Source organism: Actinomadura geliboluensis, from assembly GCF_005889745.1.
GTDB classification, from domain to species: Bacteria; Actinomycetota; Actinomycetes; order Streptosporangiales; family Streptosporangiaceae; genus Spirillospora; species Spirillospora geliboluensis.
Genome location: NZ_VCKZ01000304.1, coordinates 1 through 11,202, shown reverse-complemented (window position 1 = coordinate 11,202; position 11,202 = coordinate 1). Strand labels below are relative to the sequence as shown.

Here is an 11,202-nt window from a genome sequence, read left to right as displayed (position 1 = left end):
CGCCGGGGCCGGCGGCGCCGCCGCCCCGGCCGGTCGACGCGCAGGCCCCGCCGGCGCCGCCGCGCACGCGCCCGGCCCCGCCGCCCGCGAAGAAGCCCGAGCAGGCGTCCCCGCAGCCGGCGCACACCGCGCCGCGCGCGGTGAAGGCGCCGCCGCGCCGCCGCGACCCGCTGGACACCTCGCTCGTCCTGGTCGTCCTCGCGGTCGTGATCAGCGCCGGCACCGCGATCGCCTTCGCCCGCTGAGACGCGCCCGCGAACGGGCGGCGCGCGCCGGGCCCGGCGGAGCGGGGCGTCAGGGGAGGCGGCCGACTCCGCCGTAGACCAGGAACCGCTCGGGGTCGTCGACGGTCTCGCCCTCGTCCGGGCGCCACAGCGGCACGTACACCAGGCCGGGGTCGAGCAGCTCCCAGCCGTCGAAGAACCGCAGGATCTCCGCGTGCGAGCGGGCGACCGCCGGGGAGCTGGCCCGGTCGTAGAGCTTGCCGATCGCGGCGGTCTTGCCCGGCTGCGCCTCATGGGTGAGGTGCGAGACCACCAGGTGGCTGCCGGGGGCGGCGGCGTCGCGGAACGCCGCGACGATCCCGCCCGGGTCCTCCTCGGGCTTGACCAGGTGCAGGGCCGCCACCAGCAGGAACGCCACCGGCTCGGACGGGTCGACCAGCCGCTTCAGCTCCGGGTCGGCGAGGATGTCGGCCGGGCGCCGCATGTCGGCCTGCAGGATCGCGGTCTGGTCGTTGCCCGCCAGGATCGCGCGGCTGTGCGCGACGGCGACGTCGTCGTTGTCGACGTACACCACCCGCGCGTCCGGGTTCACGCTCTGCGCGACCTCGTGCACGTTGCCCTGCGTCGGGATGCCCGAGCCGATGTCGACGAACTGCGCCACGCCCGAGGCGGCCAGCGTGCGGACCGCGCGCCGCAGGAACGCCCGGTTCGCCCGCGCCAGCTCCCGGGCCTGCGGCTCCACCCGCAGCAGCCCCGTCGCCAGATCACGATCTGACGCGAAATTGTAGGCTCCGCCGAGCAGGAAGTCATAGACCCGTGCGACGCTTGGCCTTCGACTGTCGACCTCGGGTGGGATCCACTCGGAGTCCATGCATCGTCTCCCTAATGACCGAGGGGTGGCCGTCGCGGGGCGGACTCAGCGTAACCCGAGCCGCTCCGCCGAGCGCCCGCAACCGGGACAGCGAGGACCGATGTCCGAACAGCCCGCACGACCGGAGCCGGTGACCGTCCTGCTCGCCCCCGACGGCAGGGTCACCGGGTGGAGCGAGGGCGCCGCGCGCCTGTTCGCCCGCGGCGCGGGCGAGGCGGTCGGCGCCGCGCTGCCCGGCCTGCTCGGCCGGCCCGGGGCCGCCGAGCCGCTCGCCGCCGCGCTGAAGCTGGCCGCCTCCGGCCACCCGTGGTCCGGGGTGCTGCCGCTGTCGGGCGACGGCGTCTCGGTCACCTGCGCCCCGATCGTGTGCGCGGACGGCGGCACCGCCGCCGTGCTGACGGTGTCGCCGCCCTGGGCCGACGGGCTGGAACTGCTCAACGAGGCGGGCCGCCGCATCGGCTCCACCCTCGACCTGCACCGCACCGCCCGCGAGATCGTCGCCGTGACCGTCCCCCGGTTCGCCGACGCCGGCGCCATCTACGTGCTGGAGCGGCTCCTCGCCGACGACGACCAGCCCGCCGCGGAGGCCGACGGCTCGGCGGTCGTGCGGCGCCTCGCGGTCGCGTTCGCCGAGGACGACCCGCGCGAGTGGGCCCGCGAGTTCCCCGTCAACGAGGTCATCGTCTACCCGCCGTCCACCCCCTACGCCCGCTGCCTCACCACCGGCGGCATGGTCGAGTTCGGCGGCGACGCCATCCAGGACACGATGGCGCTGCGCACCGGCCGCGTCATCGACGGGCTGCTGGACCACGTGTCGCTGCTGGCGGTGCCGCTGGTGGCGCGGGGCCGGGCGCTGGGGTTCGCGGTGTTCAGCCGCAAGCGCGGCCGGCTGCCGTTCGCCGCCGCCGACACCGCGCTCGCCGCCGAGCTCGCCGGGCGCGCCGCGACCTGCGTCGACAACGCCTGCCAGTACCGGCGCGAGCACCGCACCGCCACCGCGCTGAAGGCCGGGCTGCTGCCCGCCGGGATCACCGTCCCGCCCGGCCTGGAGATCGCGCACCGCTACCGGCCGGCGCGCAGCGGCGTCGGCGGCGACTGGTACGACGTGGTCCCGCTGCCCGGCGACAAGGTCGCGGTCGTGATCGGCGACTCGGTCGGGCACGGCGTCACCGCCGCCGCCGCGATGGGGCAGCTGCGGGTCGCCGCGCACACCCTGGCCGGCTGCGAGTTCCCGCCCGCCGAGGTGCTGGAGCGGCTCGACTCCATCGCCCAGGACCTGGACGCCGCGCAGTTCGCGACGTGCCTGTGCATGGTGTGCGACCCGGCGACGCTGCGCTGCGAGGTGGCGTGCGCGGGGCATCCGCCGCCGCTGCTGGCGCTGCCCGACGGGACGGCGCGGCGGTTCGCGTTCCCGCACGGGCTGCCGCTCGGCGTGTCCGACCCCGACCACCCGCCCGCCTACGAGCAGCTGGCGGCCGAGATCCCGGCGGGCGCCACCCTGGCGTTCTACACCGACGGGCTGGTGGAGAGCCGCATGCGCAACATCGACGAGGGCATCGCCCGGCTGGCGTCGGCGCTGGTCGCCTCCCGGTCCGCGTCGCTGGAGGACACCGCCGACGGCGTCCTGGCCCTGCTGTCCGACCAGCAGGGCCACGACGACATCGCGCTGCTCCTGATCCGCCCCGCGTCCTGACCCCGGAGGCGCGGCCCCGCCCTACAGGCCGGGGATCTCGTGGTTGCGGAACGCGTCGACGAAGTAGGTGTGGTCGTCGCGGACGATCTCGGCGTACCGGGTGCCGAACGCGACCATCGCCTCGACGAACGCCGACTCGTCCGGGCCGATCACCGCGTTGATGGCGTCCTCGACCTGGAAGCCGACGAGGGTGTGGTCGGAGTCGGTGTCGGACACGCAGTGCACCTTGGCGGTGGCGCGGCCGAGGTCGTCCAGCACCGAGAGCATGTCCTCGGGCTCGGTGAGGCCGCCCCAGTCGAGGTCCTCCTCGTAGGGGGACAGCTCCTGCACGACGTAGCCGACGCCGCCGATCCGGGTGTGGCCGAGCCACGGGTCGCTGTTGGCCTGCAGCGCGCGGCGCGACACGGCGGTGCGGTGCCCGTGGTGCTGGAAGTAGGCGCGGATGCGCTCGTCGTGGACGACGCGGCTCGGCGCGGCGACGTTGCCCTGCTTCATCGACAGGACGACGTCGTTCTCCAGCGCCTGGGTGTTGCCCTCGACCAGGATGTTGTAGGCCGACAGGCCGGCCGAGCCGATGCCGAACCCGGACGCGCCGACGATGTCCTTGACCTGGTAGGTGAGGCTGCCGAACCGCTTCTCGGCGGGGATCGTGGTCAGGTACTCCTGGTAGGCGGCCTCGACCTCGGCGCGCTCGGCGTCGCCGAGGCGGCGGACGCCGGGCCGGTCCCTGAAGCGGCGCTCGGCGCCGTCGACGACCGTCATCTCCGCCAGCAGCCCGATGCGGGTGCCGCCCATCGCGGCGACGAGCACGTCCCGGACGTAGCCGTCGGTGGTGTCGAGGGTCAGCGCGAACTTCTCGTCGCCCTCGTGCTCGGCGAACCTGCGGACCTGGTCGACGTAGGCGCGCACGTAGGTCTCGATGAGCCGGCGGATGTCGGCGTCGGAGATCGCCTTCTGCCAGGCCAGCAGCGCCAGGCTCGCGACGAGCCGCTTGACGTCCCAGGTGAAGTGGCCGACGTAGGCCTCGTCGTAGTCGTTGACGTCGAAGACGAACACGCCGTCGTCGTTCATGTAGGTGCCGAAGTTCTGGGCGTGCAGGTCGCCCTGGATCCATACGCGGGAGGTGCGCTCGTCGGCCCACGGGTCGTCGTCGCCGGCGATGTCGGCGTAGAACAGGCAGGCGCTGCCCCGGTAGAACGCGAACGGGTCGGAGGCCATCTTGCGGAAGCGGCGGCGGAACTCGGCGGGGCTGCGCTCCATCAGGTCCGAGAACGCGTCGACCAGGACGTCGACGATCTGCGCCCGGCGCTCCTTGGGGTCGCGCCCGCGCAGCTCCTCGGTGATGCTCGCCATTCTCTCTCCCTCGATGATCGGGTGAGCCCCGCCGCTGCCGGGGCGTTCCCGGTCATTGTGCCGAATCCGGACCCGTCCGGGAGGTGAACAGCGCGCGCACCGCCGGTTCCGTCCGGACCAGGTCAAGGGCGGTCTCGGCGTGCCCGGGGACGTACCCGTTCCCGATGAGCATCGTGACGTCGGCGGCGAGGCCCTCGGCGCCGAGCGCGGCGGCCGGGAAGGAGGTCGCCATGGAGAAGAACACGACGGTGCCGCCGGACGCGGTGGCGAGGATCGCGCCGTGCTCGCAGCCGGGGACGTCCACGCACACGACGGTGACGTCGACCGGCTCGCCGATGGCGGCGGCGACGGCGACGGGGTCGCGGGCGTCGGCGCGCACGACGGTGTCGGCGAGCCCGGACGCGGTGAGGCGCTCCTCCTCCTCGGCGGTGGGCACGAGCCCGATCACGCGGGCCGCGCCGGCGCGGCGCGCGGCGGCCAGCGCCAGGCAGCCGGACTTGCCGGCGGCGCCGAGCACCGCGACCGCCGGGGCGCTGCGGGCGGCGACGACCCGGGCGGTGAGGGCGGGGGCGCCGCAGACGTCCATGACGGCGAGCGCGAGCGGGACCGGCAGGTCGCCGGGCAGGACGGCGGCTATGGAGCGGGCGAACAGGATCGCGTGGCCGCGGGCGGGCACCTGCTCCGACAGCCCGTCCCAGCCGGCGAGGCCGTCGGTGACGGCGAGGGGGGTGAGGGTGAGGGAGACGAGGGTGGCGACGCGGTCGCCGGGCTCCAGGCCGAGCGGCGACTCCGGGCCTGCCTCCTCGACGACGCCGACGAGCATGCCGCCCGACCCGGTGACGGGGTTGTGCATCTTGCCGCGCTCGCCGATGATCCGCAGCACCTCGGCGCGGATCGCGGCGGGGTCGCCGCCGTGCGCGGTGTGCAGCTGCCGGTAGGACGCGGCGTCCAGGTTGAGCCGCTCGACGCCGATGCGGACCTCGTCGGGCCGGATCCGCGGGTCGGTGTCGAGGCGGTGCGCCGCCTGCGGCAGCACGCCCGCGGGCTCCAGCACCCGGTGCAGCCCCACCGCCGTGCCGCCGCCCGTGCCCGTGCCCCCGCCCGTGAGGGCCGTCCCGCCGTCGGTCATCGCCGTCCCGCCTCTCTTCCGAAAACGCCCGGTGTAGCGCAAGATGTTCAGGGCACCACTAGTTTCGACGAAAGTCTTCCCGTAACGTCGGGCCCATACAAGAGTTTTGCGCGATCAATGTGAGGCTAGGAGGCGGTCGACGATGACCACTGCCCTGCACCCGGACGCGGCCGCGGCCGGCGCCCGCGCGTCCGACGGGACCGCACGCCAGCCGTACGCCTACCGGCGCCGGCCCCTGGAGGAGCCCGACTGGCGGCGCCTGCCCGGCTGGCGGGACGTCACCGAGGACGAGTGGGAGTCGGCGCAGTGGCAGCGGGCCCACTGCGTGAAGAACGTGCGGCAGCTCCGCCAGCTCATGGGGGACCGGCTGGACGAGTCGTTCTACGCCGACCTGGAGCGCGACCAGGCCGAGCGCGCGACGATGTCGATGCTGCTGCCGCCGCAGATGCTCAACACGATGGACTCCTCCTCCACCGACGCCTTCTACGCCGACCCCGTGCGGCGCTACATGCTCCCGGTGTTCAGCGACCGGCGCACCGACTGGCCGTCGCACCCGCTGGCGACCCGCGACTCGCTGCACGAGGCCGAGATGTGGGCGGTCGAGGGCCTCACCCACCGCTACCCCACCAAGGTGCTGGCCGAGCTCCTGCCGACCTGCCCGCAGTACTGCGGGCACTGCACCCGCATGGACCTCGTCGGCAACTCCACGCCGAACGTCGACAAGCACAAGTTCACGATCAAGCCGCCGGACCGGCTCGGCGCGATGCTCGACTACCTGCGCCGCACCCCCGGCGTCCGCGACGTGGTCGTGTCCGGCGGCGACGTCGCCAACATGCCCTGGCCGCGGCTGGAGTCGTTCGTCGCGTCCCTGATGGAGATCGACAGCATCCGCGACATCCGGCTGGCCAGCAAGGCGCTCATGGGCCTGCCGCAGCACTGGCTGCAGGACGACGTCCGCGCCGGCATGGAGCGGCTGGCCGCCACCGCGCACCGGCGCGGCGTGCAGATCGCGATCCACACCCACGTCAACGCCGCCCAGTCGGTGACGCCGCTGGTCGCCCGGGCGGCCCGCGCGATGCTCGACACCGGCATCCGCGACGTCCGCAACCAGGGCGTGCTGCTGCGGGGCGTCAACGACACGCCGGAGGCGCTGCTCGACCTGTCGTTCGCGCTGCTCGACGAGGCCGGGATCATGCCGTACTACCTGTACATGTGCGACATGATCCCGCACAGCGAGCACTGGCGGCTCGCCGTCTGGGAGGCGCAGGAGCTGCAGCACGCGATCATGGGCTACCTGCCCGGCTTCGCCACCCCGCGCATCGTCTGCGACGTCCCCTACGTCGGCAAGCGGTGGGTGCACCAGCTCGCCGACTACGACCGCGAGCGCGGCGTCTCCTACTGGACGAAGAACTACCGCACCGGCCTGGAGCTGTCCGACCCGGACGCGCTGACCCGCCGCTACGAGTACTACGACCCGATCGACACCCTGCCCGAGGCGGGCCGGGCGTGGTGGCGGGAACGCTCCACCGCCGCGTGAGGTGCCGCGACCGCGTGAGGTGCCGCGACGCGCGACCAACCCGGCGCCTTTACGTTGTAGATCATAAGCGCCGGGCCGTATCCTCGGACGGATGACCACCGTGCCGGCCGCCGCCGACCTGACCGCCGCCGACCTGGCGGACGCCCCCTACCCGCACCTCGCGCGGCTGCGGGAGCGCGACCCCGTCGCCCTCGTCCCCGCCCTGGGCGGCCGGCTGGTGACCTCCCGCGAGCTGGCCCTGCGGGTGCTGCGCGACGCCGCGACCTTCACCGTGGACGACCCGCGCTTCTCCACCGCGCAGGTCGTCGGGCCCAGCATGCTGTCACTGGACGGCCCCGCCCACACCCGGCACCGCGACCCGTTCGCGCGGCCGTTCCGCCCGGCGCGGACCCGCGAGCGGTTCACCGCGTTCGTCGAGGCCGAGGCGGCCCGGCTGGTGGACGGTCTCGCCCCGGACGGGCGGGCCGAGCTGCGCGGCGCGCTCGCCGGGCCGCTGGCCGTCGCGGTCGTCACCGAGGCGCTCGGCCTGGAGGGCGTGGACGCGGCGACCGTCCGGTCCTGGTACGGGGCGTTCGTGGACGCGGTGTCGGCCATCACCGCGGGCGGCACCGCCCCGATGGCCGCGGCCGAGGCGTACCGGCTGCTCACCGCGGCCGTCGAGGAGGCGATCACCGCGTCCCGGCCCGGGTCGCTGCTGGCCGAGGCCGCCCGCGACGAGGCCGGGCTCGCCACGGCCGAGGTCGTGGCGAACGCGGCGATCCTGATGTTCGGCGGCATCGACACCACCGAGGGCATGATCGCCAACGCGGCGCTGCACCTGCTCGGGCACCCCGTGCAGCTCAAGCTCGTCCTGGACGACCGGGATCTGCTCCCCGCCGCGATCGAGGAGTCGCTGCGGCTGGAGCCCGCCGCGGCCGTCGTCGACCGGTACGCCGTCCGCGACACCGAACTCGGCGGGACGGCGATCCGCGCGGGCGAGCTGGTGCGGGTGTCGATCACCGCCGCCAACCGCGACCCGGCGGTCTTCCCCGACCCCGACCGCTTCGACGTGCGGCGCGCCAACGCCGCCGAGCACCTGGCGTTCGCGCACGGCCCGCACTTCTGCTTCGGCGCCCACCTGGCCAGGCTGGAGACCCGGACGGCGCTCGGCGCGCTGCTCGGGCGGCTGCCGGGGCTGCGCCTGGACCCCGGCCGCCCGGCCCGCCCGCACGGGCTGGTGTTCCGCAAGCCGCCGCGGCTGGACGTCCGCTGGGACCGCTGAAGGCCAGTTCAGGCCCCTTTTCCCCGGCATGAAGGGCCGCCGGATATGGGAGCATGTCGCCCATGATCGTGGAACGCCGGGTCGAACTCCGGTTCGGAGCGGAAAGCCGGGAAGCCGGGACGCACACCAACCTGTCCGCCGTACGGCAGGACGGCCGCTGCCTGTGGGTGGCGGGCGACGAGACCGCCACCATCGAGCGGCTCACCGCCGTGCTGGACGGCGACGGCCGCGTGACCGGCTACGACGGGCAGGCCACGGTCGCGCTCGCCGACCTGGTGCCGCTGCCCGCCGGCCCCGACGAGGAGGCCGACATCGAGGGCCTGGCGCGGGCCAACGGCTGGCTGTGGGCCATCGGGTCGCACAGCCTCAAGCGCAAGAAGGTCAAGCCGGGGCAGAGCGCGGCGAAGGCCCGCAAGCGGCTGGCCACCGTCGTCCGCGAGGACAACCGCTTCATCCTGGCGCGCCTCCCCCTGGTCACCGGCGAGGACGGGCTGCCCGCCGTCGTCCGCGAGGACGGCGGCCGCACCGCCGCCGTGCTCGGGCTGGACAAGGACTCCCTCACCGACCTGCTGGAGGACGACCCCCACCTCGCGCCGTTCCTGGGCATCCCGAGCAAGGACAACGGCATCGACATCGAGGGCATCGCCGCGCACGGCGACCGGCTCTACATCGGGCTGCGCGGCCCGGTGCTGCGCGGCTGGGCGGTGCTGGTGGAGATCCGCCCCGGCACCGACCCCCGCGACCCGCGCAAGCTGCGCCCGCTGCCCCTCGGCGACGGCGACGGGGACGAAGACGGCGACGGGGACCTGTACCGGACGCACTTCCTCGACCTCGGCGGCCTCGGCATCCGGGACCTGTGCCCGCACGGCGACGACCTCCTCGTCCTCACCGGGCCGAGCATGGACCTCGACGGCCCCGTGCGGGTCGTGCGCTGGCGTGGCGCGGCCCGCGCGGACGCCGCCGGGATCGTCCCGGCCGAGGAGCTGGAGACGCTGGGCGACCTGCCCTACGGCGACGGCGACGACCACGCCGAGGGCATCGCCGTGCTGGACGAGCCCGGCACCCGCGTCCTGGTCGTCTACGACAGCCCGGCCCCCGCACGCCTCACCGCGGGCGGCGGCGTCCTCGCCGACGTGGTCGCGCTACCCGAATAAGCGCTCGCTTGCCTCATCTGCTTGGATGGCCCTGCAACCGGCAGGAGTCGAAGGGGCAGGACGAGAGCATGATCGAGTGGTCCGAGGAAGACCTGATGATCCGGGACGCGGTGCGCGGCTGGATCGACGCCGAGGTCCGGCCCAACCTGGACGCGCTGGAGTCGGGCGAGCTGCCGCCCTACGACCTGCTCCGCGGTCTGTACAAGACGTTCGGGATGGACGAGATGGCGCGCTCGTCCTTCCACGCCCGCATCGCCAAGGAGCGTGCGGGCGAGGCGCGGGAGTCCGGCGAGGAGGACCGGCCCGGCGGCGGGAGCGCCGCAATGACGATGATCCCGGTCATCGAGCTGTGCAAGGTCGCGCCCGGCCTGGTGTCGGCGATGGGGGTCGGGCTCGGCCTCGCCGCCGGGACGATCATGAAGCGCGGCACCCCCGAGCAGAAGGAGCGCTGGGCGCTGCCGCTGCTCACCATGGAGAAGGTCGGCGCCTGGGCGATTACCGAGCCCAACTCCGGCTCGGACGCCTTCGGCGGCATGCAGGCCACCGCCAGGAAGGTCGGCGACGAGTACGTCATCAACGGCAGCAAGACCTTCATCACCAACGGCCCCTACGCCGACACCATCGTCTTCTACTGCAAGCTCGACGACGGGCGGGAGGCGCGCGACCGGGAGATCCTGACGTTCGTCCTCGACCGGGGCATGGAGGGCCTGGAGCAGAGCAAGCCGCTGCGCAAGATGGGCCTGCACTCCTCCCCCACCGGCGAGCTGTTCCTCAACGACGTCCGCGCCGGCGCCGACCGCCTGCTCACCTCCGGCTCGCAGGGCGGCAAGGAGTCGGCCAAGCAGAACTTCGTCACCGAGCGCGCCGGCGTCGCCGCGATGGCGCTCGGCGTCATCGAGGAGTGCCTGAAGCTGTCGGTCGAGTACGCCAAGACCCGCGAGCTGTGGGGGCAGCGGATCGGCGACTTCCAGCTCATCCAGCTGAAGCTGGCCAAGATGGAGGTCGCGCGGCTCAACGTCCAGAACCTGGTGTTCCGGCACATCGAGATGCAGCGGGCCGGGCGGCCGATGACGCTCGCCGAGGCGTCCGCGATGAAGCTGTACGCCGCGCAGGCCGCCAGCGAGGTCGCGCAGGAGGCGGTGCAGCTGTTCGGCGGCAACGGCTACATGAGCGAGTACCGCGTCGAGCAGCTCGCCCGCGACGCCAAGTCGTTCCAGATCTACGCGGGCACCGACGAGATCCAGGTGACGCACATCGCCCGCGACCTGCTGTCGCGCTGACCCCGCGCGTCCGGCACCGGAAAGACGGCGCCCGCCGCGAACTTCCGCGGCGGGCCGGCCATCGAAAAGGTGGGGGGCGGGTGAGGGCGATCGCCCGTCCCCCTGGGCCGACGGCCCTTTCTGGACAGCCGACGATGGGGACTGGATACTCACAGCCATGGACGGTCAGGGCTCATTCCCGGTGAGAGCGTCCGACACGCAGCGGGACCGGGCCCTGCGCGTCCTGAGCGACCGCGTGGCCGAGGGCCGGATGTCGGACGAGACGTTCGAGCGCCGCGTCGACCAGGTGCTGCGGGCGCGCAGCCAGGCCGAGCTGGCCGACATCGTGCACGACCTCCCCCCGCAGAACCGCGTCATCGACCGGCTGACCGGGCTCGTGTCGTCGGTGTCGCAGGTGACCGCGCGGATCGAGGCGGCCTGGCGGGCGCCGCGGCTGCCGCGGTTCATGCTGCCGCCCGCGGAGCTGAAGCGGATCGTCGTCGGCCGCGCCCCCGCCTGCCAGTTCATCCTCACCGACCTCACCGTCTCGCGGTTCCACGCCGAGATCTACCGGGCCGGGGACGGCTGGATGATCTCCGACCTCGGGTCGATGAACGGCACCCGGGTGAACGGCTGGCGGCTGACCGGCCCGGTCCGGCTGCGGCCCGGCGACGAGGTCGGGTTCGGCAACGCCAGCTTCGTCGCCACCGCCCCCTGACAC

At 74.0% G+C, this 11,202-nt stretch carries 9 protein-coding genes and 1 pseudogene; 7 read left to right on the top strand and 3 right to left on the bottom strand.

The window, feature by feature from the left end:
- Nucleotides 1–245: pseudogene (locus tag ETD96_RS45180) on the top strand (hypothetical protein); the annotation flags it as partial.
- Between the two features lie 49 nt (nt 246–294).
- Here the strand turns inward: ETD96_RS45180 and ETD96_RS31865 are convergent.
- Nucleotides 295–1,095: an SAM-dependent methyltransferase gene (locus tag ETD96_RS31865; RefSeq protein ID WP_138640197.1), complete on the bottom strand. Its 801-nt coding sequence runs from the start codon at nt 1,093–1,095 to the stop codon at nt 295–297.
- A gap of 100 nt (nt 1,096–1,195) precedes the next feature.
- Here ETD96_RS31865 and ETD96_RS31860 point away from each other — a divergent pair, with 100 nt between their 5' ends.
- The gene (locus ETD96_RS31860; RefSeq protein WP_138640196.1) at nt 1,196–2,788 is read left to right on the top strand and encodes a PP2C family protein-serine/threonine phosphatase; all 1,593 of its coding nucleotides are present in this window, start codon (nt 1,196–1,198) and stop codon (nt 2,786–2,788) included.
- Nucleotides 2,789–2,809: 21 nt separating this feature from the next.
- On the opposite strand, the gene ETD96_RS31855 is transcribed toward ETD96_RS31860, so the two are convergent.
- On the bottom strand, nt 2,810–4,141 hold the full coding sequence (locus ETD96_RS31855; protein ID WP_138640195.1) for a DUF2252 domain-containing protein: 1,332 nt from the start codon (nt 4,139–4,141) through the stop codon (nt 2,810–2,812).
- A gap of 52 nt (nt 4,142–4,193) precedes the next feature.
- Nucleotides 4,194–5,270 (bottom strand): L-erythro-3,5-diaminohexanoate dehydrogenase, encoded by a 1,077-nt coding sequence (gene kdd, locus ETD96_RS31850; protein WP_138640194.1) that lies wholly within the window; start codon nt 5,268–5,270, stop codon nt 4,194–4,196.
- Between the two features lie 142 nt (nt 5,271–5,412).
- Between kdd and ETD96_RS31845 the strand changes: the two genes are divergently transcribed.
- From ETD96_RS31845 to ETD96_RS31825, 5 genes are all read left to right on the top strand, one after another.
- Entirely contained in the window at nt 5,413–6,807 is a 1,395-nt protein-coding gene (locus tag ETD96_RS31845; protein WP_138640193.1) for a KamA family radical SAM protein, read from the top strand.
- A gap of 91 nt (nt 6,808–6,898) precedes the next feature.
- Entirely contained in the window at nt 6,899–8,068 is a 1,170-nt protein-coding gene (locus ETD96_RS31840) for a cytochrome P450 (protein ID WP_138640192.1), read from the top strand.
- Nucleotides 8,069–8,130: 62 nt separating this feature from the next.
- A complete protein-coding gene (locus ETD96_RS31835) occupies nt 8,131–9,222 on the top strand; it encodes a DUF3616 domain-containing protein (protein WP_138640191.1) in 1,092 nt (363 codons plus the stop codon).
- 68 nt (nt 9,223–9,290) lie between these two features.
- A complete protein-coding gene (locus ETD96_RS31830; protein WP_138640190.1) occupies nt 9,291–10,502 on the top strand; it encodes an acyl-CoA dehydrogenase family protein in 1,212 nt (403 codons plus the stop codon).
- A 157-nt stretch (nt 10,503–10,659) separates the two neighbouring features.
- Nucleotides 10,660–11,199, top strand: coding sequence for a DUF1707 and FHA domain-containing protein (locus ETD96_RS31825; protein WP_138640189.1), 540 nt, complete (start codon nt 10,660–10,662; stop codon nt 11,197–11,199).
- Nucleotides 11,200–11,202: the final 3 nt, after the last annotated feature.

Excerpts from the sequence above, each read along its gene's own strand:
- ETD96_RS31825 (WP_138640189.1), top strand. The coding sequence starts at position 10,660 with ATGGACGGTCAGGGCTCATTCCCGGTGAGAGCGTCCGACACGCAGCGG.
- ETD96_RS31860 (WP_138640196.1), top strand. The coding sequence starts at position 1,196 with ATGTCCGAACAGCCCGCACGACCGGAGCCGGTGACCGTCCTGCTCGCC.
- ETD96_RS31865 (WP_138640197.1), bottom strand. The coding sequence starts at position 1,095 with ATGGACTCCGAGTGGATCCCACCCGAGGTCGACAGTCGAAGGCCAAGC.
- ETD96_RS31840 (WP_138640192.1), top strand. The coding sequence starts at position 6,899 with ATGACCACCGTGCCGGCCGCCGCCGACCTGACCGCCGCCGACCTGGCG.
- kdd (WP_138640194.1), bottom strand. The coding sequence starts at position 5,270 with ATGACCGACGGCGGGACGGCCCTCACGGGCGGGGGCACGGGCACGGGC.
- ETD96_RS31845 (WP_138640193.1), top strand. The coding sequence starts at position 5,413 with ATGACCACTGCCCTGCACCCGGACGCGGCCGCGGCCGGCGCCCGCGCG.
- ETD96_RS31830 (WP_138640190.1), top strand. The coding sequence starts at position 9,291 with ATGATCGAGTGGTCCGAGGAAGACCTGATGATCCGGGACGCGGTGCGC.
- ETD96_RS31835 (WP_138640191.1), top strand. The coding sequence starts at position 8,131 with ATGATCGTGGAACGCCGGGTCGAACTCCGGTTCGGAGCGGAAAGCCGG.
- ETD96_RS31855 (WP_138640195.1), bottom strand. The coding sequence starts at position 4,141 with ATGGCGAGCATCACCGAGGAGCTGCGCGGGCGCGACCCCAAGGAGCGC.